The organism is Sphingobacterium sp. Ag1 (assembly GCF_000988325.1).
In the GTDB taxonomy this organism is placed as follows: domain Bacteria; phylum Bacteroidota; class Bacteroidia; order Sphingobacteriales; family Sphingobacteriaceae; genus Sphingobacterium.
In genome coordinates this window covers 16,623-43,180 of record NZ_LBGU01000033.1, presented here as the reverse complement: position 1 = coordinate 43,180, position 26,558 = coordinate 16,623, and the positions used below count along the sequence as shown (strand labels likewise).

Sequence of the window (26,558 nt, the reverse complement as noted above, 5' to 3'; positions counted from 1 at the left end):
TCAATAATAAAGACACGCAATAAAATTACAATCTCCAACAATCCGTTGTTCATCAAAATTTTTATCTTTAAATATGCGAAGACCTTTTCTCTCTGTTATCATTATTTTGGCTGGCATCTTGTCAACTTCAATCGTTAAAGCACAGAATCCACAGTGGAACGCTGCTGAAATTAAACTTCATCTAGAAAAACTGAACGTACTGGGGTCGGTACTCTATTTTGCAGCACATCCTGATGATGAAAATACCCGGCTAATCGCTTGGCTAGCACAAGAAAAAAAATATAAAACAGGCTATTTATCCCTAACGCGAGGTGATGGGGGACAAAACCTCATCGGAACAGAACAAGGTATTGAACTCGGATTGATTCGAACGCAGGAATTACTGGCTGCTCGAAAAATCGATAAGGGTGAGCAATTTTTTTCCTCGGCATACGATTTTGGATTCTCGAAGACTCCAGAGGAAACTTTCGAATTCTGGGATAAACAGCGTGTTCTCCGCGAAGCCGTATGGATTATCCGCAAATTTAGGCCCGATGTTATCATCACACGTTTTCCTCCCGATCCAAGGGGTGGACATGGTCATCATCAAGCTTCTGCGATTCTAGCACACGAAGCCTTTAAAGCTGCTGCTGATCCAAATCAATTCTCAGAGCAACTTCAATTTGTACGCCCCTGGAAAGCTAAGCGCCTCCTTTGGAATACAGCTAATTTCGGAGGTCAAAACAATACCCGTGAAGATCAGTTAAAAATAGATATCGGGGATTACAATGCTCTTCTAGGAGCCTCTTATGGTGAAATCGCCGCACACAGCCGTTCATCACACAAAAGCCAAGGCTTCGGTTCGGCTAGCCAACGCGGCTCATCAATCGAATACTTTGAATATGTAGATGGCGTACCTGCAGAAAATACACTCTTGGATGCTGTTGACACCTCATGGAAAAGAATGCAAAACAGCAGTAAAGTCCAGTCATCCATTGATCACATCAATCAAACATTTCAAATCGATAAGCCCGAATTGATCATTACTGAATTGATCCAACTTTACAAAACATTGGATCAAATTGATGATGAATACTGGAAGTCTGAAAAGAAAAAAGAGGTTGAAAAATTAATTCTTGCCTGCGGCGGAATTTGGTTCGAAAGTATCGCCAAAAATCCATCTTATGCCTTGGAAGATCAGATCAAAGTGGAACATGCCATTATTGTTCGACGTCCAAATGTAACCGTAGAGCTGACCCAAATAAATGGAAATAGCATTCATGAAACACTACAAATCAACAAGCTACACAGAGACTCTGTTCTTATACATGCCGACAGGACGACACAACCCTACTGGTTGATTGAACCGCATGGGAAAGGTAAATTTAACGTCAGCGATTTCAACCTGACCGGCTATCCCGAAAATCCCTACGTTCCAGAGGTATCATTTCAGCTCCGTATCAATGGAGAAAATATCACACTCAGTCAACCCATCAAATATAAATATACCGATCCTGTCCGTGGTGAAATCTACGATCCCATTGTGATCGTCCCACAGTTGACGGCTAAAAGTTCCAGCCCTTTGGCACTTACACAAAATGCTGCTGGCGTCAAAGTAAATTTAACCTTTCAAAAAAATGGACAGGCAGAGACAGCGACTTTTAATGTCACACCTAATCTACCTGAAGGCTGGGAAATTTCGCCCAATTCCTTTTCGCTCTCTTTTAATAAAGGCGACCGTACAATTTCAAAAGAGATCAGCATAAAACCCTTAAACGCCTCGAGATCTTCTATCGATACGCTTGGATTTCTGCTGGCGCAAAATGAAAGTTTGAAAGAGATAAAAGCCATTGATTATCCGCATATCCCCAATATTGTGTATTTCCCAGATATCGCTATAAAAATGAGCAATATCAATCTGATCAACGACGTAAAGCGAGTGGCATACGTCCATGGAGCAGGGGATCTAATTCCGGAGTCGTTGGCTGCCATTGGCATCAAAGTCGATGTGTTAAGTACCGAACAAGCTGTAAAAACAGATCTTTCTAGCTATGACGCGGTAATTCTGGGTGTCCGAATATTCAATGTTAACAAACAAATTGCGCAGCTCCAAAACAAACTACTGCCGTATGTAAAAATGGGTGGAACAGTCGTAGAACAATACAATGTAAACAATGGGCTGATCTCAAAAAACTTTGGTCCCTATCCCTTCAGCATCGGCAGAAGCCGCGTAACGGATGAACTTGCAAAGGTGCACTTCGATAAAAATGATCCGATTTTCAACTACCCAAATAAGATCAGTGAAGCGGACTTTGATCACTGGGTACAGGAGCGGGGGCTCTACTTTGCGGAAGATATTGATAAAAAGTACCGCACTCCGATCACCCTGCAGGATCCCGGCGAACCGTTACATAATGGCTCATTACTCATTGCGCAATATGGAAAAGGTAAATTTGTTTATACATCTTTGTCTTTTTTCAGACAATTACCTGCCGGAATTCCCGGAGCTTACAGATTATTTGTAAATTTGTTATCAAAATCAAAATAATATTATAATGGAAAATCAGATTGACAACAACTGCACTTCAATAGATGCTGGCAAAGCAAAAGGAATTATTCTTTTAGTTGCTGTAGTATTTGGTGCATTAATTGGATTCACTGCAAACGAGACATTTCTAAGCATCTTCGGTGGTGCTATTGTCGGATTGATTATCGCTGCTATTTTTAATAGCGTTATCTATCCCCAAAAGCCTTCAGATAGATAAGAAAGATGAATAGCTGGAAGCGTATCTACTGGTTGGTCGTCATCTGGCTATTTGTATTCATCCTTTTTCTGTACATTTTCACGAACCACTATTCATGAGTACAGCAGATTGGGTCGTTTTATTTCTGACACTCTTAGTTATTTTCGTATATGGCGTTTATAAGAGTAGGGGTATAAAAAATATTGATGGATATCTTCTAGGTAATCGTTCTTTACCTTGGTATCACGTCGGATTATCGGTAATGGCGACGCAAGCGAGCGCCATTACTTTTTTGTCCGCCCCCGGACTGGCCTATTCTTCTGGAATGAGTTTTGTCCAATTCTATTTTGGCCTTCCGTTGGCCATGATTGTGCTCTGCATTACATTTGTCCCTATTTTTCATAAGCTAAAAGTATTTACAGCGTACGAATTTCTAGAAAAACGTTTTGACGTCAAAACCAGAGGGCTCACTGCCATTCTTTTTCTGATGCAACGGGGTATATCAACGGGTATTACCATCTTTGCACCAGCTTTAATTATATCGACCATCCTTCATATCGATCTAACATGGACCACGTTGGCCATAGGAAGTTTCGTTGTTATCTATACGACCTATGGAGGAACCAAAGCCGTATCTCATACACAGTTGCTTCAGATGAGCATAATTTTTGGATCATTACTCGTAGCAGGCATATTAGTTATCCATCTCCTGCCAGCGTCTATTGGATTATCAAAAGCACTTCATATTGCAGGAAAATCGGGAAAAACCAACGCTTTGGATTTTACTTTTGACCTCAATAATAACTATACGCTTTGGACAGGACTAATCGGTGGTTTTTTCCTACAGCTTTCCTACTTCGGAACCGACCAGAGTCAAGTAGGCCGTTATTTGACTGGGGCTTCGATCAAAGAAAGTCGCATAGGGTTGATTATGAATGGATTAATGAAAATTCCCATGCAATTTGCTATCCTATTGATTGGAGTCCTGGTATTTGCCTATTATCAATTCCATCAGCCGCCCATTTTTTTCAATCAGGTCGAGATCAAGAAGCTCAAGGAAAGCAAATATGCTCCTGACTACCAGATTCTCGAACAAAAGCATAGTGAGCTATTTAAAACACGTGAATCTGTGGTTCAGCAGCTCAATACAGCATTGGATCACGACGATGAAAAAAGAATTGCTGATTATCGATCCTCACTGGGTCAACTTAATGGAAAAATGCAAGCGGTAAAAGAAGAGACCTTGGACTTAATCAAAAAGAACAACCCCACAGCAGAAACGAACGACAATAATTATGTCTTTCTTTCTTTTGTGACAAGTGTCTTTCCGAAGGGCCTAATTGGGCTACTCATAGCGGTCATTTTCCTCGCATCGATGGGGTCTACGGCAAGTGCTATAAACTCATTGGCCTCAACAACGACCATTGATATTTACAAAAGATTTATTAACCGCAATTCATCTGAAAAACAAGACCTTTTATGGTCGCGTTTATTTACATTGATCTGGGGTATATTTACTGTTATTGTTGCTTTGTATGCTAACCGATTGGGCAATCTCCTCGAAGCGGTCAATATCTTAGGCTCATTATTCTATGGTACTATCCTGGGGATTTTTATCGTCGCCTTCTACATGAAGAAGATCCAAGGCAAAGCTGTTTTTTCTGCGGCCATTCTTTCCGAAATTATCGTGATAGCAATATGGACTATGAATAAGATTCCTTTTCTCTGGTTAAATCTTATTGGCTGCGTAGCTGTCATGTTAATCGCTTATATATTACAGCTGGGAATGAAAGCGCCTCGGTCTATTAAAGACAAAATGGATCTTGAGTAAAATAAAAAAGCCTGATTGATCAGGCTCAGTATTTTTTATAGATATTGTACAATACGCTCTTATCGTATATGGTCAATTCGGGGGTTGTATCCCGAACGACAAACTTTCGTTTAAAGGCAACGATAGCGGCTTTTAAATTGGAGGTGTCATAACCAATAATTTTAAGCGCGTCTATCGCATTAAAGCTATCAGGAGGGGCCACAAGCTGTCCTTCATCATACCATATTCCAAAACCCCGTTCTGCAAGCTTTTTCCATGGGAAAAAAACGCTTGGATCATTCTTGCGTGATGGAGCGATATCGGCATGGCCAATAAAATTATTTGCTGGAATTAAATAACGCGATTTCAAGGTATCAAGCACAGTCATCAATGAATTAATTTGTGCCTCAGGAAAAGGCTCCCTACCATTGTTATCCAATTCGATACCAATAGAACAGGAATTCATGTCGACAATAGAACCCCATTTTGCCACCCCTGCATGCCAAGACCGAACATAATCGTTCAACATTTGTATAATCTCCCCATTCCGGCCAATAACATAATGTGAACTCACTTTAGTTCTTGGAATCTGAAAGGTTTTGATCGTCTGCCCAATACTATCTTGTGCTGTATGATGAATGATGACAAAGTTAGGTTTACGTACATCATAATGTATGGCCTCCTCTTGGCGCCAATAAGGATGGCTTCCAGACTTCTGTAAAAACACAACCTTTCTTTCCTCTGGTGTCAATAAATTGGTATCTGGCTTAGCTTCGACCTTTTCTTCCACAACCAATGCAGAAGCAAATGACGCCACTAGCGGTTTTGCAACCACCGGCTGTATCTTTGACTTGCAGCTTGCCAGAGACAGCAATGAACAAAGCAATATCCCTATTGACACAGGCCTAAACATTATTTTGGCAAACTATAGACTATACCCATCGCCAATGACTGGCTCAACTGTACTCTTGAAATGACATCCGGATCATAGATCATAATACCATTTAAGTTCACATTGATGACTCTAGTGACTTTTGCTGTTACAGTTACATCTAAACGGTGCGTAGGATTGGAAAGTTTCTCGTAGTCAGCAAAAAGGTTATAACGAGCCTTGACATTCAGTTTATCTGTGAAGTTTTTGTCCAAGTTACCCGTTAGCTGAAATGCCAGTGCATTGGCAAAAGAACGGTCTTCCTTTACACCAAATCGTTCACCAGTACCCGCACTTGGATTGTTAGGATCTCTATAATATCCATATTTCTCGAAAAAACCTGCTCCAGAACGAGGCTTAACACGTTCATCCAAGATAAAAGTCTGGCGCGCAGTACCCGTACCGAAACGTAGAGAAAATTCGTTATTAGGCTTATACTCAAGACCGAAAGATTCTGTCAGATAAGCTGGTGCCATAAAAGCATTCTCAATATAGTCGATTGTATCTCTGCCGTTAACTGTTTTATACTTATAACCCGCATCAAATTGCGACTCAAATGTGACAGACGTAAACAATGCCCAATTGGCAGACAATTTATAAGAAAGCTTATTATCCCAAAATATACGGTCATTATTCTTCTTCGCAATATTATTGGTATTCTTTATCTTTCCATACCGCAAATCAACTTCGGTCACAAAGTTGAAATTGTCCTTCGTATAATCCGATTTATGATTAGCATTCAATCCTACAGCAATAGAACCAACACCACCACCTTTCCAATTATCATTAAATGACGCCTGGTTTAAATTTATCCCGAATTTTGTCCAATGTTTCCAATAGTCTACTTCCAGGTCTAGTTTTGGAACTATAGGACGAATCGTTTTAATATTTAACGGTTGTTCTTTCTGTACAGAAATTACGGTATCTGGTTTTGCTCGAAGATCTTTCAGATCCTGTGCTTTTAAGCTGGTAATAGAAAGGCAAAGCATAACTATGCCGGCAAAATTGAATAACTTCATTCTGAAAACGTCTATTTTTTGTTTACGGTACTAATTTATAATTAATTGTTGGAAAAGGCTCAATAAAATATTGCGAAGGGTTCAATTGATACCGTGAATAACAATCCTTGATATAATTCGCCAGTTCATAATCACTCGCTGCGAGTATAAAGAAATAGGAGGGTCTAAATATCCTTCTAAATCGTTCAGCTTCTTCGCTATTTAAGCCTGTAATCTTGCTGATAAGCTCTTTCGTAAATTTATAATCGATCACATTTTCCTTATAATCATTCTCAATGGTTTTAGTTAGTCGACGTGCTCTTTTAGCCTCCTTGCTAAATAAACTATAGATTGAATTAATGCTTAATCCAGCACCATTTTGACCAACAGAAAATACGTCACCATACCCCGCAAGACGATATGCCTTCTCATAATCCTCTTTCGCTTTTTTCAAAATTTCTTCAGGCGTCTTGCGTGCAAAAACCTGAACTTCATCAATATAAAAAGATTCACGCACCAGATGAAACAGCAACACTCCACGGTTATCCACCTGAAGTGTATCTGGAAAATAGCCCTTACATAGCGCAACAATATGATCTCCCTGCTGGGCATTAAAGACAAATTCTCCTTTAATGGTATTATAATTGACCTCCCCAGTACGTAAGTTGGCCAGCTTTACATTTCCGATACGTTGTTTGGTATTTTTATCAAAAACGATACCCTCAACTTTTTTATCTTGGCAAAAAAGTGGAGAAGTAAAGCCCACAAGGGCAATAAGTAGAAAAATATATCGCAATAGTATCACTTTCGTAAAACTACTATATCGCTGTACAAAAGCGAAATATTTAACATCTTTTAAAGCGTAACTATTTAGATATAACCAATAGCTGACCTAAAGATAGGGCATCATCGGCAAGACCGTTTAGGGATTTGATCTGATCAACGGATACATTGTATAGCTTACTAAGCGAATATAACGTATCCTGAGCTTTAACCTCATGAATACGCATCGCCACAGGGCTCTTGATTTCTTCTGTTTTTACAACGGCAGGAGGTGTTTCTTGTACATTTTGTACGATCTCGACCTGTACAGTCTCTTCCCGTACAACTTTTTCACGCGGCGATTCACCACGGTCATATTGATCAAGATGGTATCTTTCGATCATTTCGATCAACAATTCCGGATAACGCGGATTGGTGGCGTATCCAGCCGCTTTCAAGCCTTTGGCCCAACCTTTATAGTCGTTCTTATCCAACTTAAAAAGTGCCGCATATCGTGGTCGCAACAGAAACTCTGAGTGATCCCGAAAAGATTGTTCGGGATTTTCATAAACACGAAAGCAGTCATTGATATTATCATCGGGACGAGTCACGGATTTTCCTTTCCAAACTCCGCCACATTTAATACCGAAATGATTATTAGCCTCACGCGCAAGATAACTGTTACCATTACCGGATTCCAGTAAAGCCTGAGCAAGTTTAATGCTCGCAGGAATACCATATTTATTCATTTCTGCAACGGCCACGTCTTTGTAATGAGCAATATAGTCGTTGCCTGCCATGGTCGGCCTTCCCACAGAAGAGGATGAAGAAGTTTTTGAATTGGAGCCAGATTTAGAGGAGGATATTGTACCTCTTCGGCTTGAACATGATGTAATCAACATCATGAATACAAACATGCCATAAAAAAACTTCTTCATGCAATACTATCGCGCTTATTTTTTTGTTGACGAGAATCTATTTTGCTTAGCATCATTATCAAACATATCCAAATGATATTGTCTAATAGTAGCGAGTACTTTTGCTGTCCAACCTTTACTCGTAGAGTAACCCGAACGAGCAATCGCTTTTACCCAAGCTTCGTATTTTTCACCAGGATGTTTTTCAAAAAGACTCTGAGTAGTCTTTTTTCTTTTTACTATTCCTACAAAATCATCATAAGAGTCCATTACAGACCGATAACCTTTGTAAGCTGACCGAATAACGGTACTGTTGTTTTTTCCTTTGACACCAAAATGGTTATTCAAATTCTTTGCTACCCTGCTACCACCATTTCCGCTTTCATGCATAGCGATGGCTAAGATAACCGATGCTGGAACACCGTGTTCCTCCATCATTTCTTTTGCTATTGGACTGTACTTATCGACATATGCCGCATTACTTTGAGCTGAAACTTTTGTCAATCCAAAAGTTCCCAAAGCTAGTAACAGTACAAAGCTTTTTAATTGTTTTAAATTCATGAAGAATGTTTTAGTTCACAAATTACTTCTTGCGTAAGGCAAAAAGTCCGTCTCGAATCGGTAATATTACCTTTTCTACGCGCTTGTCCTGAGCTAAACGTGCATTCAAATCAATGATCTGCTTTGTTTGGTTGTCTGGTTTTGAATCTAACACCTTACCTTTCCATAAGACATTGTCAATCAAAATAAGTCCCCCAGACGGAACTTGATTTATTATCGTTTCGAAATAATATAAATTTCTCTTCTTGTCCGCGTCGATAAATACCAAATCAAATGTTTCATTTAATGTAGGTAATATGACCGCTGCATCTCCAATATGATAGCTGATTTTATCTGCAAATGCCGATTCATCAAAATACCCTTGTACACGTTCTTGTTGTTCTGCATTGATATCAATGGTGTATAATATCCCATCTTCTTGCAGCCCTTCTGCGAGACATAATGTAGCATATCCCGTAAACGTTCCTATCTCCAAGATACGTTTCGGAGCAACCAATTTACTCAATAAAGAAAGAACTCTTCCCTGGTAGTGACCAGATAACATATGGGGCATTGTTTCCTTCAAATAAGTCTCCCGATTTACCCTTTTCAGTAACGAATTTTCTTCGTCTGTAGTATGTTCCAAATAGGACTCTAAATCGTCGGCAACAATTTCCATAACCACAAAGGTACCAAAAAACTTTTTTATGATAAAAACTTTTTTTTACAAAAAACTGAATATCAGTCAAATACAATTACAACTTTGTAAAGAACATTTTTCGTAAATCGCGTCAGATGCGTAAAAAAGCGCTATTGCCATTTTTTGATTTTCTATTTTGCTTCCAAATTTTATCAAAAAAATAACCCACTAAAAGGTGATATTTTAGCGGGCTATTTTTTATTATTAAACAACAAATATATTAAGCAAGATCAGCAGTGATCAAGCGTAAAAATTCGGATCTTGTGACATCATTTTGAAATGCTCCAGTAAATGCAGAGGTAGTCGTTACAGAATTCTGTTTCTGAACACCACGCATGGCCATACACATGTGCTTACATTCCATGACCACAGCTACGCCACGAGCGCCCAAAGTTTCTTGAATACAATCTCTGATCTCATTGGTAAGACGTTCCTGAACCTGCAGACGACGCGCAAAAATATCAACGACACGTGGTATTTTGCTTAAACCTACAATATGACCATTGGGAATATATGCGATATGTGCTTTACCAAAGAAAGGCAACATATGATGCTCACAAAGAGAATATACTTCAATATCCTTGACGACGACCATTTGACTGTAGTCCTCCTCAAACATAGCTCCCCGTAACACTTCCGCAGCATCGATATCATATCCATGTGTCAAAAATTGCAATGCCTTTGCAACACGTTCTGGTGTTTTCACCAAACCTTCGCGTTTTGGATCTTCCCCCAGACATTCCAATATATCTGTATAATGAGCAGCGATGCGATCTACCTTTTCAGTATTGTATTTGTCGATCTTAATATATCCATCCAACTCTTCGTTGTCAAATGAGTGTTGACTCATAGTTTCTACTATTTAAATGTATTAAAGATTAATCGCCAAAATATTCGACGTAATTATTTTCTGTTTCATGCAAACGGACACTATGCAAGATCACACCCTGTTCATCAAACAGCGGTTTTAAGATCTTAAATATTTCGATTGCGATATTCTCCGTAGAAGCCATGACTCCTCTCATAAAATCAACATCTAAATTGAAATTACGGTGATCGACTTTGTCAATGATACTGCGATTGATTATTTCTTTCATAATCTTTAAATCGATCAAAAAACCAGTCTCCGGATTGACCTTTCCTTTAACTGTTACATAAAGATCATAATTGTGCCCATGCCAATTTGGATTGGAGCAAAGACCAAATACCTGTTCATTCTGCTCCTTACTCCAGTCTTCACGATAGAGCTTGTGCGCGGCACAAAAACGTTCACGACGAGTTATAAATACCATAATAGTACAAAGATAAGGCTTTAGCGGCAATTTTAACATCTCCTTTTAACCAATGCCGTCAGAATATAGTAATATAATGAAGTGCGCCTCCCTTTTGTTATCACACAGGGACAAAAAACTCGTCTTAGCTGTAATGTGATGTCGGTAATTTAATCTGCTAAGACTTTTGCAGCGCGTGTTTGTATGCATCCTGTTGACAAAAGCGTTGCCGATAATATCGACTCTTCAGTATACTTTTATTTTCTTTTTAGATAGGGTTTAGTTAGGGTTAGTTTAGGGTTTAGTTAGGGTTAGTTTAGGTTCAACCTATACTAACCCTAAACTAACCCTAGGCTAAGAATATATAAAAGCTAAGTTAATATATAGGAGATCCTGGGTGTTTCTGATTTCAGTCAGACAAAAACGAGACAGTTCAGACATGATGATCAGAAATTAGTTCGTAGCAAGGGATCAGCTAACCTTTATTATATACTCCTAGTTGACATTTATAAGAAGGACTTCCTGCAAGCGAGATGTTTTTATTCTAAAAAGAGGTCTGCGTACAAGATAATTTGTAATTTACCATCAAAACGAACTCGTTATGCAAATATTAGTGATTGCGGCTACTTCATTTGAATTGCAGCCTTTTCTCGAGGTGATATCAAATTACGATCAATGTGATACCCTAGTTACTGGTGTAGGCATGGTTGCCACAGCCTTTGAGCTGGGGAGAGTGCTGCACGAAAAAAAATATGATCTGCTCATTAATATCGGGATAGGCGGATGTTTGGATCGTACTATTGAAATAGGCTCGGTTGTCCAGGTCGTTACAGAATCATTCGTTGAACTAGGAGCGGAAGACGGTCATAATTTCATTCCAATAGATCAATTGGGCTATGGAAAGTCTTCATTTACCTCCTGTTTATGGAAAGATAAGGACCTTAGGCTTCCTTTTCTAAAGCAGGGGGAAGGAATTACCGTTAACAAAGTCCATGGCAGTACAGAAAGTATCGAAAAAATTCAAAACCTGCATCCCGATAGTCTTGTCGAAAGTATGGAGGGAGCTGCTGTTTTCTATGCTGCCGATAAAATGACAGTTCCCGTGATCGAGATCCGCGGCATTTCAAATTACGTGGAGAAAAGGAACCGTGCCACGTGGAACATTCCACTAGCGATAATGAATAGTAATAAGGCACTTATAAAAACATTGGAATATCTGAACAACTTATATTCAAAAATTTAATACAAAAGTCATTTACTTATTAAAAAATGACATAAAACTATAGAATTAGCGGGTTCAAATCTTCAAAATATCAATTTTAAATAGTAGATTTGTAATCTAAAAATTGACACTATTTTACAACTGATGAGAGAAATACAATTCAGAGAAGCACTTCGTGAAGCAATGAACGAAGAAATGCGTAAAGACGACAAAATATTTTTATTAGGAGAAGAAGTTGCTGAGTATAACGGAGCTTACAAAGTAAGTCAGGGTATGCTTGATGAATTCGGCGCAAAGCGTATCATTGATACACCTATTGCCGAACTTGGTTTTGCTGGTATTGCTGTTGGTGCTGCAATGAATGGTTTGAAGCCAATTGTTGAATTCATGACATTCAACTTCTCACTTGTTGCAATTGACCAAGTAATTAATGCAGCAGCTAAAATTCACTCAATGAGCGGCGGGCAGTTCTCCATTCCAATGGTCTTCCGTGGCCCTACAGGAAATGCTGGTCAACTTGCAGCCCAACACTCTCAAAACTTCGAGAACTGGTTTGCAAACACACCTGGTTTAAAAGTTGTGGTGCCTTCTAATCCATATGAAGCTAAAGGTTTATTGAAATCAGCTATTATTGATCCAGATCCTGTTATCTTTATGGAATCTGAGGTAATGTATGGTGATAAAGGGCAAGTTCCTGAAGAAGAATATTACTTGGAAATCGGAAAAGCTAATATTATCCAAGAAGGTACGGATGTAACAGTTGTATCTTTTGGTAAAATGCTCCCTCGCGTTGTCATTCCTGCAGTTGAAGAATTGAAAAAAGAAGGTATCAGCGTTGAATTAATCGACTTGCGTTCGGTACGTCCTATCGATTACCCTACAATCATCGCGTCTGTTAAGAAAACAAACCGTTTGGTAATCGTGGAAGAAGCATGGCCACTAGCGTCTATTTCTACCGACTTAGCATTCAATGTACAACGTAATGCATTTGATTACTTAGATGCCCCAGTTATCCGCGTAAATTGTGCAGATGTACCTCTTCCTTATGCTCCAACATTGATCGAAGCTGCTTTACCTAGCGTTGAGAAAGTTGTTAAAGCTGTGAAAGAAGTATCTTATATCAAGAAGTAATACGAATTACATTCTTAAAAAAATTAAAATCCCTTTTACTGTGTAAAAGGGATTTTTTTTTATATTTAAACTGGCCAATTGTTGCTTACTAAAAAAATTAAAATTCCATATATGAAAAAATTAAGAATTGCCTCTTTAATGGCTGTATTTGCATTTCTAGTGATATCTGCTTCCGCACAAAAGAAATACACATTACGCGTAAATCCCGATTCAGGAAAAAAAATATCACAAAATCTTGTGATGACCATGGATATTGACGCTGCTGGCCAAAAAATGGTGACAGACCTTAATATGGGCTTTGATATCACCAATACGACGAAAAAAGACAACATATTTGCGTTCGATCTTAAATATACTGGAATCAACATGAAAATGAATATGGCAGGGATGGACATGTCATACGACTCCAAAAATCCCGAGGCTAATGAATTTTCTAAGCAGATGCATGCTACCTTAGGTAAGTTACTCGAAAATAGCATCAGCTTTAATGTTGATCAACTTGGTAAATCTTCAGATATCAAGTTACCTGAGGGTATCAACTTGCCATTTGATAAAAGTATGTTCGAAAATATAAGTACTGTATTACCTGAACAACCAATTAAAATAGGTGATTCATGGACATCTAAAACTGAATCAGATGATTCAGGCATTTCGGTGGAAAGCAAAATGACTTTAATAGAAGCAAATGAGCTAGGCTACAAAGTAAATGTTGAAGGAAAAATGTTCGGTCCGGATGCAAATCAGGTCGGAAACGTACAGGGTTTCTATGTCTTGGATAAAAAGACCTGCCTTACCAAGATAACAGAAATGACAAGTGCGGTGGATATGCCTGAAGCGAAAATAAAGACCACCTTAAAAAGTCAGTAAACGACTGGAAAGAAAAATAAAATAGGGGCTAAAGCCCCTATTTTATTTTTTTATATATCAAAATTATGCGTTGATCTCTTCTTTATATTGATCAGCAGATAACAAAGCGTCTACATCAGCAGCGTTGTTCAATTTAATACGAACAATCCAACCTTCACCGTAAGGATCAGAATTGACCAATTCAGGAGATGCATCAATAGCTTCATTCACCGATAAAATTGTAGCTGATACAGGTAAAAACAAATCCGAAACTGTTTTTACGGCTTCAATTGTACCGAAAACTTCATTAGCGGCTACTTCTTCACCTACAGTGTTTATGTCAACAAAAACGATGTCACCCAATTCACGTTGAGCGAAATCGGTAATCCCTACAACTGCTTCATCACCTTCAACACGAATCCATTCGTGATCTTTGGTGTATTTCAATTCTGCTGGAAAATTCATTGTATTTAATTTTTTGATTTTTAATGCCGTGAAGTTACAAAATATCTTTAATTGTCAAAAATGATATTCATCATAACATTTTTGTGTTTATTTTTAAGCTATGAATCCTCAAATCGAAAGACTTTACCAAATTTCACAAAAGAAAGAACGTCGTATTATTGGCCTGATGTCCGGAACATCCCTGGATGGTCTTGATATCGCCGTGTGCCGCATAGAAAATGCAGGTAAAACAACGAAAATACAGCTCGAGAATTTTACTACAATGGATTATGAGGATGATTTTAGAGAACGGGTGCGTGAAGTTTTTGCAAAACGAAATATCGACCAGCAATTATTTTCGGGACTTCATGCTTATATTGGAGTCACGCATGCCAAATTAATCAATACAGCATTGCAACAATGGAATATATCAAGCAGCGATATTGATTGTATAGCCAGCCATGGGCAAACCGTATACCATGCTCCTCAATCGTTGACCAAAGACCGCAATTGGCCCAACAGCACCTTACAGATTGGAGATGGAGATCATATCGCGGTAGATACAGGTATCATAACCCTATCTGACTTTAGGCAAAAACATATTGCTGCAGGAGGAGAAGGGGCACCTTTGGCAGCGTATGGCGACTACCTTCTTTTCTCGCATGCAACAGAAAATCGATTCTTACTGAATATTGGCGGTATTTCTAATTTCACATTTATCCCAAGCCATCAAACAAAGGCGAAAGCTTATGCAACAGATCTCGGTCCAGGCAATACAATGATGAACCAATACATGAAGGCGAATTTTGATCAGGAAATGGATAAAGATGCCTATATGGCTAAAAAGGGCCACGTAAATGATGCGCTATTGAATCAATTATTAACGGAGGAGTTTCTAACGCTGCCCTTTCCAAAAACCACCGGACCGGAACTATTTAATCTCGCTTATCTCGAAAGGGCACAGGATTGTTCGAAAACAAACCATATCCCACATGAGGATGTTATGGCTACCCTCAATCGCTTTGCTGCTCATGCGATGGTCAATGGCATTCGCAAGCAGTCAGAAGGGCTATCTGATGTAGCGGTGTACATTAGTGGTGGTGGACTACACAATCCATTGCTATTCGATTACATCAAAAGAGGCTTACCTACCTGTAATGTTAAAAGTTTTGCAACATTGGGTATCAACCCAGATGCAAAAGAGGCTGTTCTTTTTGCGCTATTAGCAAATGAGACTTTGGTAGGTAACAAATCCAATGTAGCACAAATTAAAGACTCTCCCGCTGTCTGTATGGGCAAAATCAGCTTACCTGAATAATTATTCTGTATCGATGGCTTCTTGTAAAAACTCTTTAAAAGGAAGCATACTTTTATAGGAAGCCACGATATTATCCAGTGCATTTTTTGAAGATAACTCCTTTGTAGTTAAAGATCTATCCAACACAAAACTTTTCAATTTGATAAAGTCAATAAACGGATTATCTTCACTATAGCCGGCCGGCGCACGTTTCAGTAAATCTTCTTTGAAAAGCGCAATATTACTGCCAGTCAATACTGTTTTTAAAATTTCATCCAATTTATCACCACTGTAATCAATTTCTTGTCTTATTGCCTCTAAATGTTGCTTTTCAGGACGCCAATACCCACAGGCGATAAATGAATTTTCTGCTCCAATATGAATATAGTACTCTGGTCCCTGCAACTTTCTTCCATCAACAGAAATTCCTGCCCCAAACCAACTTTTATAAGGAGTTTTATCATTTGAAAAACGTGTATCTCGGTAAATACGAAACAAACATTTACTTGCTTGAATGGAAGTATTAATTTTAGGGTCAAACTCGCTCAATGCAGCAATTAAATCTGTCAAAAAATTTCTCACATCAGCCAATGCAGCTTCATATTTAGCTCTGTTATCGGCAAACCACTCCCGAGAATTATTGGCTTTCAATTCCGTTAAAAAATCAAATGTAGATTTTTCAATGTGACTCATAATACAATCAATTGATTAAAATTAAGAAAACATAGACCATAGGTGCCGCTAATAACAACCCATCAAATCTATCTAAAAAACCGCCATGTCCAGGCAATATATTTCCGGAATCCTTTACGTGCAAACTACGCTTTAACATCGACTCTACTAAATCCCCCAATGTTCCAATAATACTGATAATTGCCGCAATACTTACCCATTGCCAAAGTGGAAGATAACCAAAATATTTTTCCAGATTTACAGCAGCAACAATAGCCAAGATTAAGCCCCCAAAGAAACCTTCCCATGTTTTCTTTGGTGAGATCCGTTCGAATAATTTACGTTTTCCGAAACTTCGTCCAGCGAGATATGCCCCGGTATCGTTTGTCCACAATAAGATCAAAAAACCTAAGGGTAGTACATAGTTAAAAGTACCTTGCATAAACCCTAATTTGGAAAATAGGAAGAAAGGCAATGTAACATAAGCTATACCCAAAAAAGTATAGGCAATGTCATTGAAAGGAAAAGTTCTCTTCTGAAAAAGTGAAATAATATAAGTCGCACTTATAAATGGGATAATTAGTGCTAAAAATTTTACCGCAAGCAGGTCCATCGAAACTAATGAGCCCAAAACAAATAGGAGTAAGGCCAGTGTTATGCCTATCCACTTATTTGGGGCGCGTTCTTCGGATGAAACTATTCCATAGAATTCATAAAGACACCATGTACTGAGCAGTGTAAAAAAAATGGAATAGACATAAGCGCCCAAAAGAGTGGCAGCTATCATGACAGCCACAAAGATTACCCCCGTTATTGCTCTTGTTTTCATCTCTTAAAGCCCTCTTTCTGCTTCCTCAATTAATGTTTCGGCCACATCAATAGATCCTTCACTGACATAGAGTTCAATTTTCCCAAATAAATAAGAAGAATCTTGTTTATTCATTGCGACAGTAGGAATACCATTTTCTTCCAGCATTTGCTTGACTATCTCGGCCTGAATAGCATTTGTATATGTTTTAATTTTTTTCCAATCGTTCTCCATTATTTTCTTTTTGCGTTGATCTATAAAATAAGAATACAAAAATAAGAGTAAAAATGAAGCCTACAAGATATATCCACCAAGATTGTAATTCAAATGCATTGAATTCATCATAACTCTTTCCCTCTCTTACGTAATAAAATGCCCCGATTGTGGCTCCGGCATTGTTGACAAAGTGTCCAAAGATGGGCAGTACGATGTTCTTGCTCCATACATAAAGATAGCCAAAAAAAGCGCCCAATAACATGCGGGGAACAAAACCAAAAAATTGCAGATGTATCGCACTGAAAATAATGGCAACAAGCCATATAACCACATGCTGATTGCTCAACCATCTTCCTATTATTTTTTGCAAAACACCGCGGAACAACAATTCTTCACCTATGGCCGGCATCAAAGCCAGTACAACAATATTATACAAAAAGCCGGCTACACTCGACTCCATAATAATACCCTTGATTAAATCGGCCGATTCCTTTTCACTACGCTCCATCCAACGCTGCAAAGATTGCATATTATTGGGCAATTGTAAGGATTCATTCCAATGACCGATCAGACTCATCAAAGGCATAAAAGAAAGCATTGCTAAAAATATATAGCCAAATTGCATTCCGCTAGGCCAATTTTTCAATTTAAAATAGGTTATACCATATCCTTCGCGTGTATTCATCAGATAAGCTGGCACAACAAAAGATCCCAAGCTACTCATTAACAACATAAATCGCATATCATTAGCAGAGCCATTCAGTATAGACTCCAAGGAGAAGACCTGCGCTGTAAATGAATAATAACTTGCAATAATCAGAATGGCAATAATCTGCGAAACAATGGAAAAACCAATAACCATTAAGATCAAACGTAACAAAGATTGAAACGGATGGGGTGTTTGTTCAGGAAACATATCTAGTAAATATCAGTTAAAGATAACAATAAAAGCAAGATTTATTAAAATCGTCATGTCCAATCAAATTTTAGCATCTGGTTTGTATTGGCCTAATGAAAACGAATGATATGATCTAATTACGATAAAAACCACACGAGATATATTCAATCATCTCGGATATGGATGCAGTTACATACAAACTATATGATCAAAAAAGGGCTTTGAATTTCATCAAAGCCCTTAGATTTATACTCTTTTAATTCACCCGAATAGGATCGGCTGGTTTTTGTAAATTTTTGTAAGGATACGTTTTCATTTCTTCCAACAATATCTTCACAGTTCTTTCAAGTTGGGGATCACGACCCTCCAAAAGATCTTTAGGCAACTGTTCGATAAATACATCAGGAGCCACACCTTCATTTTCAATAATCCAATTTCCTTTTAGGTCATAGACACCGAAGTTTGGCGAAGTAATACGGCCGCCATCCAACAAAGGAGGATAGCCACTTATACCAACCAAAATCCCCATGGTCGTACGACCGACCAATTTGCCCAGCCCTTTAAAACGGAACATATATGGCATCATATCGCCACCTGAGCCTGCATTTTCATTAATGATCATGGCTTTCGGTCCATAAATACCATTTCCTGGTGTAGTAAATCCTTTTCCATCACGAATTCCCCAACCAGCAATCAGTTCACGGGACAAAAGATCAATGACATAATCGGCTACCCAGCCACCACCATTGTTTCTTTCATCCATCAGAAGAGCCTTTTTATCCATCTGAGCGAAATAATAACGATTGAAATAGGTATATCCTTCAGCACCGGTATTTGGCATGTATACATAAGCTATTTGCCCATTACTCAATTCATTTACTTTCTTACGGTTCCTTTCGACCCATTCCATGCTACGCAAATTCATCTCATCGCTAAACGAGATCGGTTTAACAATTACTTCACGAGCGCCGACCAATGAAGGTTTTGAATTGACCTTCAACGTAACTTGTTTACCAACAGTATTGTCAAATAAACTATAGATATCCTTATCTTCAGTCAATTCAGCACCATTAACAGCAACAATATAGTCTCCTTCTTTGATGTTTAATCCCGGTTCAGCCAATGGGGCTTTGAACGATGGATTCCATTCAAGACGCGTAAACAATTTAGCAATCTGATAGTAACCATTCTTTACGGTATAATCTGCTCCCAACACACCAACTGAAACTGACGGCGTGGAAGGTTGATCTCCAGGATAGATATAATTGTGTCCCACGACCATTTCTCCCATCATTTCATTCAATAAATAACCAAGATCAGAACGATGGTTTACAAAAGGCAGGAATTTTTCATATTTGGTTTTCATCGCTTTCCAGTCAGCACCATGCATGTTTTCAACATAAAAATAGTCTTTTTGCATTGACCAAACTTCGTTGAATACCTGTTTCCATTCTGCAGCAGGATCCACCAATTGCTGAATTCCGCCTAGCTTAACTTCGCCGGCAGTAGGAGAGGCCACTTTTTGCCCAGCCGTTACAATATTGAATCCATTTCCCGTTTGATATAACATCTTCTTACCATCGGCACTAATAACAAAACTGCGGGCATTTTCGACTAAGGTTTTGTTTTCGAGATCTTTAAAATCATATGCTCCGATTGTTCCCCCACGTTGGTAAGTCAATTGATTTGGCACTAAACCATTCAAATTCCAGTAAGGACCAGCAGGCAAAGGGAGGGCAACTATTCGGTTTTCTATACGATCGAAGTCAACTTGAATAGATTTATCAATGGGCTTACTTGCTACTGCCTCTTCCTTTTTATCCTTTTTAGGTGATTTTTTATCGTTTTCTTTTACACCATCTTTTTTATCACCATCTCCTTCTTCCTTTTTATCCACCTTATCCTCACGGATTTGTTCCTCATCACTATCATTCTTAAAGAATGATGGCGTTTTGCTGGATAAAATAAAGGCATATACGGCATAATCAACATTACGCTGTACAGCAGCCATATGTAAGCCAGAATTTGTCAACCCTGTATTTGTACTCGCTGTAAAAAATAGATATTTACCGTCCTGAGAAAAAGCTGTACTACGTGCAGAGCTCATACCATCCGTAATTTGCTGAGTTTTCTTTGTATCTAAGTTATACATAAACACAGCGGGTACCCCGTTTTCCAGTGTACGTATAAAGGATATCCATTTTGAATCTGGAGACCAGCTTGGTTGGAAATGATTGGATACACGGCCAGTTTGACCGCTCAATTTATCGTCTGCAACTTTAACAATGGCCTTTGAAGCGATATCAATATAGAACAGATTAAGATGTGCATCATTGTAAAACAACTTCTTTGAATCCGGTGACCATGTTGGTTCGAAATAGAAGTTCGTTTCCCCTAAGTTAAAGTACAGGGGTTTATCTTTTCCAAATTGATCCATCAGCACCAACTGATAAGATCCATTTTTGTCTGAAATATAAGAAATCCATTTTCCATTTGGAGACCAATCCGGAAAACGCTCATGAGAACCCGGAGAATTAGATAAATTTCGGGCTTCACCTTTCTCCTTAGGTACCGTAAATATCTCTCCGCGGGCTTCTAATAATGCCCGTTGGCCTGTTGGCGATAGGGTAGCATAACGTATATCGTCCTTAATGTCTTTATAATACGGTCTTTTATACATTACATCTGTATTCACCGTAATATGCAAAGGAGTGACTTTATTATCGTTGAGATTGAGCGTATTTAATACGCCAGCATATTCAAAGATCAACTCAGTCCCATTTCCATTCAGCGAACGCACATCGTAATCTTTAAAATCCGTTAGCTTTTCTACCTTTTTGGTTTTGGTATCATAGCTATAGATGTTAACAATTTTATCACGATCGGAAAGGAAGTAGATCTTATTTCCCAACCACAATGGTTTAACATCATTACTTTTAACCTGCGGAATAGCTTCTATTTCTTTGGTTTTCGTATCGAAGATCCAAATTGTCGGCATACCACCACCCCGGTAACGTTTAAAGGCAACTCGATCTCTTTCAGTAGGGTCAGTGTTCTTGATGTAAGCCCAGTAACGACCATCGGCAGAAGGGCTTCCCTGAGTCGCCTCAGGCATAATAAGCGCCTTGTCCATTCCCGACATTTGAATATTGGAGCTGTATAATCGTGGACTTAAAGCATAGGTGAAATCACGAGATGTCGTATAATATACTTCATCATTATTGAGCCATCCCCGCAATACATCCGACGAAGGGTGATAAGTGATCCGTTTGGGCTCACCACCCGTCACAGGGATGACATACACATCTGTATTTCCGTCATAATTTCCTGTGAATGCAACTTTCTTGCCGTCTGGAGAAAACATTGGATTCTGTTCCACACCAGGATTTGTTGTAAGGCGTCTCGGATTGGCTCCATTTTTTTCGGCAATCCAAATATCTCCACCATAGACAAAAGCAATATTGTTGGCGCTGATACTTGGGTTTCGAAGCAATAGGGTTTCTTGCGCTTTTGTTTGCAGAAAGGATGTACCGAGCAAAAAGGCAGCAAATAACTTGAAATGAGTTTTATTCATAAACGTTTAAAGGTTAAATTTACCACACACAAAACTACACTTTTGTAAAGTGGACCTTGTTAGTATATCAACAAAGTTGCATAAAAAATATGACAAAAAAAAAGTCCCACTTTGCAGCAGGACTTTCTTTTATCTATTGAGGATTAGAAACCGTATTCTTGTTCGATTTCTAACACAATTCCTTCATCAACCAAAACGCGACCACAGTGTTCACAAATGATGATTTTCTTACGTTGACGTATTTCTGATTGCATTTGAGCAGGAATCTTATTATGACATCCTGAACAGCTATCCCGATCAATCGAAACAACGGCAAGTCCGTTTTTGAATGAGTTACGTAAACGGTAATATACCTTTACCAAACGTTCTTCGATATTAGCCTCGGCCTCAGCAGCTTTAGCCAACAATGCATCTTCTTCTTTTTGAGTTTCAGAAGTAATTGTTTCCAATTCTTTCTTTTTTCCCTCAAGCTCATTTTTGCTATACTCAAGATTACCTACAGTAGTATCGTAGTTTTCTGTTTTGTTGCGAATCTCAAATTCAGCTTCTTTGATTCGTTTCTCACAAACCTGAATCTCAAGACCTTGGATTTCAATTTCTTTCGAAATAGCGTCGTACTCACGATTATTTTTTACCTCATTCAACTGCGACTCATATTTTTTGATCGCAGCTTGGGCATCTTTAATCATGTTTTTACGCTTAACGATCGAATCTTCTAAATCGTCTAAGTCTATTCTGATCTTCTCAATACGAGTTTCTAAACCCGCAATCTCATCTTCAAGATCTGCAACTTCCATAGGCAATTCTCCACGAACTTGGCGAATCTTGTCTATTTTAGTATGTATGGCTTGTAAAAGCCATAATGCTTTCAATTTTTGTTCTACGGTTTGTTCCATCAACTGTAGTATTTTATAGGATTTGTATCTATTTCTGTTGTTAAGGTTGCAAAGTTAGGAAATTTTTTCGTAATAATGTCGTACAATAATTCTTGCGTAAATTGTTCGCTCTCAAAATGTCCCGTATCTGCAATCACGATTTCACCTTCAGCATCAAAAAATTCATGATATTTATAATCTGCTGTAACAAAAAAATCAGCGCCTGAACGTTTGGCTGCAGCGAGTAAAAATCCACCCGAGCCACCACAGACGGCTACACGACTAACTTTTTTATCTAATAAGGCTGTATGACGAATGACATTCAACCTCAGTTTGTCCTTAAGATAAGCTAAAAATTCCAATTCAGCCATTGGTTCAGCCAAATTTCCAATCATTCCAGCACCAATTTCAGCAGCCGTGTTTTGAATATCAAACAAATCATAAGCTACTTCCTCATAAGGATGAGCTTCATAGAGTGCCAAGAGTAACTTTCTTTCAATAGATTTCAGGTAGATAACCTCAATTCGTGTTTCCTCAACACGCTCTTGAACACCAATCTCTCCAAGAGTAGGATCGGCCCCTTCTAATGGTCTAAAACTACCATAACCCGCTGTGTTAAAACTACATTGATCATAGTGTTTTCCGATTTTACCTGCGCCCGCATCAAACAATGCCTGTCGGACATCTTCAACATGACTCCTAGGTACAAAAACGACCATTTTTCGCAATACATTTGTTTTAGATTGCAGTATAGCCTGATTTTCTAATCCCAATTTATCGGCAATTTTCGTATTCACTCCACCGGTAACATTGTCTAGATTCGTATGAATGGCATATAATGCAACTTTATGTTCAATTGCTTTAATAACCGTACGCTCGACGTAATTTTTTCCATTAAATTTTTTTAGCCCCCTAAATACAATAGGATGATGCGAAATAATTAAATTACATCCCTTATCAATGGCTTCTTTTACAACATCTTCTGTGCAGTCCAACGAAATGAGCACCTTTGTAATCTCTCTATTGGCGTCGCCCACAATAAGGCCAGCATTATCATAAGACTCTTGCAAATCTAAAGGAGCCAATTGCTCCAAATAGTCAATGACTTCTTTAATTTTCATGGTCTACAATTACCTCCTTTTCTCTAAATTTATTATGTTCCTCTAAAATTCTTCTATTCGCGTTAATTTCAAACCAATAATTAGCCAATGTCACAAAATGCATAATGATCAGTACACCGGAAATAGAAAGTGGAAGCGGAATATTTGTCGCCAGGTAAATCCATGCATATAGCGATCCTTTTCTAAAGGTAGGGTTTTCTTCCACAGCTATTTTTCGATCATAAAATTCATTGATCAAAGAATCCCTTAGACGGGAGGCTACCTGAAAATTCCAATAAATATTGACCAGCGGAATGGCAACTAACCACGATTGGTTAGGCGTCATTAATCTATTTTCTTTGGCGACCAATTTTAGTGTCTTTCGAATTGTATTTGCAAATAGAAGCCATACAATAATACGTATAGCAACAATACCCATAGCGGTATAAATTACTTCAGGCTTACTTAACTCTCTTATTAATTCCTCTTGCGTCATTGAACTATCTATTGCTTATTTATTATTCCTGTTCCAACAAATCTACTAATTCTTTCAACTTTTTTATTTGTGGATTATGATCTCCAACAAATTCGACTGTTTTAAAACCTATATTTTTTGCCTTCCTATAAAACGGGTAAAAATCATCATCCTCAATTGTTTTGCCATCCTCATAAGTCAAAATATAAGTACCTGGAATTTTAAGTCGTTTCGGATTTTTTAAACTGATCTTGTCTGTCATTGTTCTTAACGGGTGGGGGACATCCCTAGGAAGCTTCTTAATGTCTCTCACCCAGAAAGGAAAAATATAACCATCCTTTTCTAATTTTAACAGTCCATTTGCTGCACTAGATTTACCCATTAAGTTCATTACAGATTGTTGATCCTCCGGAAGTATAGCATCCAAGTAAACCAATTTACGGATTCTATCCGGAAGACTATCAGCCACAGCCGTGATAACCATACCACCATAACTATGTCCCACCAGTATAATATCATGGAGGTCCTCAAACAGGATCGTATTCACAACATCATCAATATGGGTTTGCAATCGGATAGAAGTATCTGCTAAATGATAACGCTCCCCCAAACCAGTTAGTGTGGGACGGTAAATCTTGTTCCCTTTTTTCTCCAATTCGCTGGCCGTATTTTTAAACTGCCAGGCACCGCCCCATGCTCCATGAACTATTACGTAAGTAGAAGACTGTGCATAAAGACTTTTACCTAAAATAGATAATGAAAAACAAAACATTAAACGCAATAATCTACAGTAATTCATTGTGTTATATATTCAATTATTTTAACACTTAACAAACGCTATTCAGCTCTTATTTTGATAACGCAGTCTACATATTTACTTAAAAATAAAATGTAAGCGCTCACTTACTTTATTAAAACACATTTACCTCGAGTAAAAACAGCTTTTAATCCCTTAACTAACTTCATCATGAAGATAGGGTAGGGGAGAGCTCTAAAAAAAATCATGCGTAAAGTAAAAAAATAGTAGGCTTTTTATGAAAATCATACGATCGTTTTCGCCATTCAGCAATTGTCAAACTTTGTATATTTTCGTCGGCAGCTGTTACATTTGACGCAACACAGAGTAAGCTGGAAGGTTTACATATTTTGAATAGATCGGCTAAAAGCTGATTATTTCTAAATGGAGTTTCAATAAAAATCTGTGTCTGCTTTTCACGTGCTGATTGCTGTTCGAGATTTTTAATTTCCTTAGCTCGATCAATTTTATCGATAGGTAAATAACCATGAAAAGCAAACTTTTGACCGCTAAACCCCGAAGCCATAAGTGCCAGTAGAATTGAGCTTGGTCCAACAAGAGGAACGACCTTAATACCCAATTGATGTGCCCGTGCTACAATAGAAGCTCCAGGATCAGCAACACCAGGACATCCTGCCTCGGACATTAAACCAACACTTTTGCCATGTTTCAAGCCTTCAAAAAAATCATTTATATTTCCCTTGTCTCGCACATGTTTCCCATAATCATGGATTTTTAGCTCACTCTGCGGAATCTTTAAACCTGCAAGTTTTAAAAACTTGCGAGCCGTTTTTTCATTTTCTACAATATACTCATCCAATGAATTGATTGTTTCCACTAAATACGGAGTAAATGACTGGTAAGCTGCGTCGTCACTCAATGGAACAGGAATTAAATATAAGATACCATTTGCCATAATACAAACCTACTAATTAAGGTCCATTTGGCTATACTAATTTTACACTTAGCATTATTTAACCTTTTAAAATGATTATAATTTAGATTTTTAAACTCATTATTAGTATTTTAGCGTAAATATTCATTGCAACAATAAACATCATTCAAATGATCACACAAATTACAGAAGGCGTAAAAATCTCGGTTGAAACCATCTATCAATCGGAGTATTCGAATCCGGACCGTGAACATTTCATGTTTGCTTATCACATCAGCATAGAAAATCTCAGCGATTACACGGTTCAATTGATAAGTCGCTATTGGAAAATTTTTGATGCAAAAGGAGACTATAGGGAGGTATCTGGAGAAGGAGTAGTAGGCGAACAACCTATTATAGAACCTGGTCAGACGCATCAATACACCTCCGGTTGCAATCTCAATAGCGAATTCGGATTCATGGAAGGATATTACAATATGATCCGAACACTGGACAACGGCAGCTTTCAAGTTGAAATACCACGTTTCAATCTGATAGCGGATTACGCATTGAATTAATTTTATTAAGGCAGTATCATTATTGCCAATTAATCAAATAACGAAGCTTTTTCGCATCGAATAAGAAACTATTTCTTTATTTTTGCGAGCATTTCAAATG

General features: G+C 38.2%; 27 protein-coding genes. 8 read left to right on the top strand and 19 right to left on the bottom strand.

Going from position 1 to position 26,558, the window contains the following annotated elements; translation table 11 throughout:
• The first annotated feature begins 73 nt into the window (after positions 1 to 73).
• The 3 genes from AAW12_RS08525 (at position 74) to AAW12_RS08515 (ending at position 4,554) form a co-directional block, all read left to right on the top strand.
• Entirely contained in the window at positions 74 to 2,527 is a 2,454-nt protein-coding gene (locus AAW12_RS08525) for a PIG-L family deacetylase (RefSeq protein ID WP_046673202.1), read from the top strand.
• 7 nt (positions 2,528 to 2,534) lie between these two features.
• The gene (locus tag AAW12_RS08520; protein ID WP_046673201.1) at positions 2,535 to 2,744 is read left to right on the top strand and encodes a hypothetical protein; all 210 of its coding nucleotides are present in this window, start codon (positions 2,535 to 2,537) and stop codon (positions 2,742 to 2,744) included.
• Positions 2,745 to 2,838: 94 nt separating this feature from the next.
• The gene (locus AAW12_RS08515; protein WP_046673200.1) at positions 2,839 to 4,554 is read left to right on the top strand and encodes a sodium:solute symporter; all 1,716 of its coding nucleotides are present in this window, start codon (positions 2,839 to 2,841) and stop codon (positions 4,552 to 4,554) included.
• A 25-nt stretch (positions 4,555 to 4,579) separates the two neighbouring features.
• Here the strand turns inward: AAW12_RS08515 and AAW12_RS08510 are convergent, their stop codons facing one another.
• From AAW12_RS08510 to AAW12_RS08475, 8 genes are all read right to left on the bottom strand, one after another.
• On the bottom strand, positions 4,580 to 5,368 hold the full coding sequence (locus AAW12_RS08510) for an N-acetylmuramoyl-L-alanine amidase (RefSeq protein WP_231585236.1): 789 nt from the start codon (positions 5,366 to 5,368) through the stop codon (positions 4,580 to 4,582).
• Positions 5,369 to 5,445: 77 nt separating this feature from the next.
• Positions 5,446 to 6,483, bottom strand: a complete 1,038-nt coding sequence (locus AAW12_RS08505; protein WP_046673198.1) for a DUF3078 domain-containing protein — start codon at positions 6,481 to 6,483, stop codon at positions 5,446 to 5,448.
• A gap of 22 nt (positions 6,484 to 6,505) precedes the next feature.
• A complete protein-coding gene (locus tag AAW12_RS08500; RefSeq protein WP_231585235.1) occupies positions 6,506 to 7,258 on the bottom strand; it encodes a hypothetical protein in 753 nt (250 codons plus the stop codon).
• A gap of 70 nt (positions 7,259 to 7,328) precedes the next feature.
• Positions 7,329 to 8,162 carry a glucosaminidase domain-containing protein gene (locus tag AAW12_RS08495; protein WP_046673196.1) on the bottom strand — a complete coding sequence of 278 codons (834 nt, stop codon included), beginning with the start codon at positions 8,160 to 8,162 and terminating at the stop codon, positions 7,329 to 7,331.
• 15 nt (positions 8,163 to 8,177) lie between these two features.
• Positions 8,178 to 8,702, bottom strand: coding sequence for a glucosaminidase domain-containing protein (locus tag AAW12_RS08490; RefSeq protein WP_046673195.1), 525 nt, complete (start codon positions 8,700 to 8,702; stop codon positions 8,178 to 8,180).
• 22 nt (positions 8,703 to 8,724) lie between these two features.
• Positions 8,725 to 9,360 carry an O-methyltransferase gene (locus AAW12_RS08485; RefSeq protein ID WP_046673194.1) on the bottom strand — a complete coding sequence of 212 codons (636 nt, stop codon included), beginning with the start codon at positions 9,358 to 9,360 and terminating at the stop codon, positions 8,725 to 8,727.
• Between the two features lie 241 nt (positions 9,361 to 9,601).
• Entirely contained in the window at positions 9,602 to 10,231 is a 630-nt protein-coding gene (gene folE / locus AAW12_RS08480) for a GTP cyclohydrolase I FolE (RefSeq protein ID WP_046673193.1), read from the bottom strand.
• A gap of 28 nt (positions 10,232 to 10,259) precedes the next feature.
• Positions 10,260 to 10,673 (bottom strand): 6-pyruvoyl trahydropterin synthase family protein, encoded by a 414-nt coding sequence (locus tag AAW12_RS08475; protein WP_046673192.1) that lies wholly within the window; start codon positions 10,671 to 10,673, stop codon positions 10,260 to 10,262.
• A 580-nt stretch (positions 10,674 to 11,253) separates the two neighbouring features.
• On the opposite strand from AAW12_RS08475, the gene mqnB reads away from it, so the two are divergent.
• The 3 genes from mqnB (at position 11,254) to AAW12_RS08460 (ending at position 13,872) form a co-directional block, all read left to right on the top strand.
• Positions 11,254 to 11,895, top strand: a complete 642-nt coding sequence (gene mqnB, locus AAW12_RS08470; RefSeq protein ID WP_046673191.1) for a futalosine hydrolase — start codon at positions 11,254 to 11,256, stop codon at positions 11,893 to 11,895.
• A 123-nt stretch (positions 11,896 to 12,018) separates the two neighbouring features.
• Positions 12,019 to 13,005, top strand: coding sequence for a pyruvate dehydrogenase complex E1 component subunit beta (locus AAW12_RS08465; protein ID WP_046673190.1), 987 nt, complete (start codon positions 12,019 to 12,021; stop codon positions 13,003 to 13,005).
• 111 nt (positions 13,006 to 13,116) lie between these two features.
• On the top strand, positions 13,117 to 13,872 hold the full coding sequence (locus tag AAW12_RS08460; RefSeq protein ID WP_046673189.1) for a DUF6263 family protein: 756 nt from the start codon (positions 13,117 to 13,119) through the stop codon (positions 13,870 to 13,872).
• 63 nt (positions 13,873 to 13,935) lie between these two features.
• Here the strand turns inward: AAW12_RS08460 and gcvH are convergent, their stop codons facing one another.
• On the bottom strand, positions 13,936 to 14,316 hold the full coding sequence (gcvH, locus tag AAW12_RS08455) for a glycine cleavage system protein GcvH (protein ID WP_046673188.1): 381 nt from the start codon (positions 14,314 to 14,316) through the stop codon (positions 13,936 to 13,938).
• 100 nt (positions 14,317 to 14,416) lie between these two features.
• Here gcvH and AAW12_RS08450 point away from each other — a divergent pair, with 100 nt between their 5' ends.
• Positions 14,417 to 15,613: an anhydro-N-acetylmuramic acid kinase gene (locus AAW12_RS08450; protein ID WP_046673187.1), complete on the top strand. Its 1,197-nt coding sequence runs from the start codon at positions 14,417 to 14,419 to the stop codon at positions 15,611 to 15,613.
• Here the strand turns inward: AAW12_RS08450 and AAW12_RS08445 are convergent, their stop codons facing one another.
• The 10 genes from AAW12_RS08445 to AAW12_RS08400 all read right to left on the bottom strand — a co-directional run bounded on the left by AAW12_RS08445 (position 15,614) and on the right by AAW12_RS08400 (position 25,922).
• Entirely contained in the window at positions 15,614 to 16,285 is a 672-nt protein-coding gene (locus AAW12_RS08445) for a DUF2461 domain-containing protein (RefSeq protein WP_046673186.1), read from the bottom strand.
• A 7-nt stretch (positions 16,286 to 16,292) separates the two neighbouring features.
• Positions 16,293 to 17,093 carry a phosphatidate cytidylyltransferase gene (locus tag AAW12_RS08440; protein WP_046673185.1) on the bottom strand — a complete coding sequence of 267 codons (801 nt, stop codon included), beginning with the start codon at positions 17,091 to 17,093 and terminating at the stop codon, positions 16,293 to 16,295.
• A 3-nt stretch (positions 17,094 to 17,096) separates the two neighbouring features.
• The gene (locus AAW12_RS08435) at positions 17,097 to 17,306 is read right to left on the bottom strand and encodes a DUF2007 domain-containing protein (protein ID WP_046673184.1); all 210 of its coding nucleotides are present in this window, start codon (positions 17,304 to 17,306) and stop codon (positions 17,097 to 17,099) included.
• Positions 17,281 to 18,204, bottom strand: coding sequence for a CPBP family intramembrane glutamic endopeptidase (locus AAW12_RS08430; RefSeq protein ID WP_046673183.1), 924 nt, complete (start codon positions 18,202 to 18,204; stop codon positions 17,281 to 17,283). The genes AAW12_RS08435 and AAW12_RS08430 overlap by 26 nt, the downstream gene beginning before the upstream one ends.
• 238 nt (positions 18,205 to 18,442) lie before the next feature.
• Entirely contained in the window at positions 18,443 to 21,760 is a 3,318-nt protein-coding gene (locus tag AAW12_RS08425) for a S41 family peptidase (protein ID WP_046673182.1), read from the bottom strand.
• Positions 21,761 to 21,903: 143 nt separating this feature from the next.
• Positions 21,904 to 22,656, bottom strand: a complete 753-nt coding sequence (locus AAW12_RS08420; RefSeq protein ID WP_046673181.1) for a zinc ribbon domain-containing protein — start codon at positions 22,654 to 22,656, stop codon at positions 21,904 to 21,906.
• Positions 22,656 to 23,756 (bottom strand): Nif3-like dinuclear metal center hexameric protein, encoded by a 1,101-nt coding sequence (locus AAW12_RS08415; RefSeq protein WP_046673180.1) that lies wholly within the window; start codon positions 23,754 to 23,756, stop codon positions 22,656 to 22,658. The genes AAW12_RS08420 and AAW12_RS08415 overlap by 1 nt, the downstream gene beginning before the upstream one ends.
• Positions 23,746 to 24,231, bottom strand: a complete 486-nt coding sequence (locus tag AAW12_RS08410; RefSeq protein WP_046673179.1) for a hypothetical protein — start codon at positions 24,229 to 24,231, stop codon at positions 23,746 to 23,748. The genes AAW12_RS08415 and AAW12_RS08410 overlap by 11 nt, the downstream gene beginning before the upstream one ends.
• A gap of 22 nt (positions 24,232 to 24,253) precedes the next feature.
• The gene (locus AAW12_RS08405; RefSeq protein WP_084823116.1) at positions 24,254 to 25,009 is read right to left on the bottom strand and encodes an alpha/beta fold hydrolase; all 756 of its coding nucleotides are present in this window, start codon (positions 25,007 to 25,009) and stop codon (positions 24,254 to 24,256) included.
• Between the two features lie 202 nt (positions 25,010 to 25,211).
• Positions 25,212 to 25,922, bottom strand: coding sequence for an SAM-dependent methyltransferase (locus tag AAW12_RS08400; RefSeq protein ID WP_046673177.1), 711 nt, complete (start codon positions 25,920 to 25,922; stop codon positions 25,212 to 25,214).
• Positions 25,923 to 26,071: 149 nt separating this feature from the next.
• Here AAW12_RS08400 and apaG point away from each other — a divergent pair, with 149 nt between their 5' ends.
• Positions 26,072 to 26,458 (top strand): Co2+/Mg2+ efflux protein ApaG, encoded by a 387-nt coding sequence (gene apaG / locus AAW12_RS08395; protein WP_046673176.1) that lies wholly within the window; start codon positions 26,072 to 26,074, stop codon positions 26,456 to 26,458.
• The last annotated feature ends 100 nt before the right edge of the window (positions 26,459 to 26,558 follow it).

Coding starts and splice junctions, on each gene's coding strand:
- AAW12_RS08400 (WP_046673177.1), bottom strand. CDS start 25,922: ATGGCAAATGGTATCTTATATTTAATTCCTGTTCCATTGAGTGACGAC.
- AAW12_RS08410 (WP_046673179.1), bottom strand. CDS start 24,231: ATGACGCAAGAGGAATTAATAAGAGAGTTAAGTAAGCCTGAAGTAATT.
- AAW12_RS08435 (WP_046673184.1), bottom strand. CDS start 17,306: ATGGAGAACGATTGGAAAAAAATTAAAACATATACAAATGCTATTCAG.
- mqnB (WP_046673191.1), top strand. CDS start 11,254: ATGCAAATATTAGTGATTGCGGCTACTTCATTTGAATTGCAGCCTTTT.
- AAW12_RS08485 (WP_046673194.1), bottom strand. CDS start 9,360: ATGGAAATTGTTGCCGACGATTTAGAGTCCTATTTGGAACATACTACA.
- AAW12_RS08445 (WP_046673186.1), bottom strand. CDS start 16,285: ATGAGTCACATTGAAAAATCTACATTTGATTTTTTAACGGAATTGAAA.
- AAW12_RS08430 (WP_046673183.1), bottom strand. CDS start 18,204: ATGTTTCCTGAACAAACACCCCATCCGTTTCAATCTTTGTTACGTTTG.
- AAW12_RS08405 (WP_084823116.1), bottom strand. CDS start 25,009: ATGAATTACTGTAGATTATTGCGTTTAATGTTTTGTTTTTCATTATCT.
- gcvH (WP_046673188.1), bottom strand. CDS start 14,316: ATGAATTTTCCAGCAGAATTGAAATACACCAAAGATCACGAATGGATT.
- folE (WP_046673193.1), bottom strand. CDS start 10,231: ATGAGTCAACACTCATTTGACAACGAAGAGTTGGATGGATATATTAAG.
- AAW12_RS08490 (WP_046673195.1), bottom strand. CDS start 8,702: ATGAATTTAAAACAATTAAAAAGCTTTGTACTGTTACTAGCTTTGGGA.
- AAW12_RS08460 (WP_046673189.1), top strand. CDS start 13,117: ATGAAAAAATTAAGAATTGCCTCTTTAATGGCTGTATTTGCATTTCTA.
- AAW12_RS08440 (WP_046673185.1), bottom strand. CDS start 17,093: ATGAAAACAAGAGCAATAACGGGGGTAATCTTTGTGGCTGTCATGATA.
- AAW12_RS08420 (WP_046673181.1), bottom strand. CDS start 22,656: ATGGAACAAACCGTAGAACAAAAATTGAAAGCATTATGGCTTTTACAA.
- AAW12_RS08450 (WP_046673187.1), top strand. CDS start 14,417: ATGAATCCTCAAATCGAAAGACTTTACCAAATTTCACAAAAGAAAGAA.
- AAW12_RS08475 (WP_046673192.1), bottom strand. CDS start 10,673: ATGGTATTTATAACTCGTCGTGAACGTTTTTGTGCCGCGCACAAGCTC.
- AAW12_RS08465 (WP_046673190.1), top strand. CDS start 12,019: ATGAGAGAAATACAATTCAGAGAAGCACTTCGTGAAGCAATGAACGAA.
- apaG (WP_046673176.1), top strand. CDS start 26,072: ATGATCACACAAATTACAGAAGGCGTAAAAATCTCGGTTGAAACCATC.
- AAW12_RS08415 (WP_046673180.1), bottom strand. CDS start 23,756: ATGAAAATTAAAGAAGTCATTGACTATTTGGAGCAATTGGCTCCTTTA.
- AAW12_RS08505 (WP_046673198.1), bottom strand. CDS start 6,483: ATGAAGTTATTCAATTTTGCCGGCATAGTTATGCTTTGCCTTTCTATT.
- AAW12_RS08425 (WP_046673182.1), bottom strand. CDS start 21,760: ATGAATAAAACTCATTTCAAGTTATTTGCTGCCTTTTTGCTCGGTACA.
- AAW12_RS08520 (WP_046673201.1), top strand. CDS start 2,535: ATGGAAAATCAGATTGACAACAACTGCACTTCAATAGATGCTGGCAAA.
- AAW12_RS08515 (WP_046673200.1), top strand. CDS start 2,839: ATGAGTACAGCAGATTGGGTCGTTTTATTTCTGACACTCTTAGTTATT.
- AAW12_RS08495 (WP_046673196.1), bottom strand. CDS start 8,162: ATGAAGAAGTTTTTTTATGGCATGTTTGTATTCATGATGTTGATTACA.
- AAW12_RS08525 (WP_046673202.1), top strand. CDS start 74: ATGCGAAGACCTTTTCTCTCTGTTATCATTATTTTGGCTGGCATCTTG.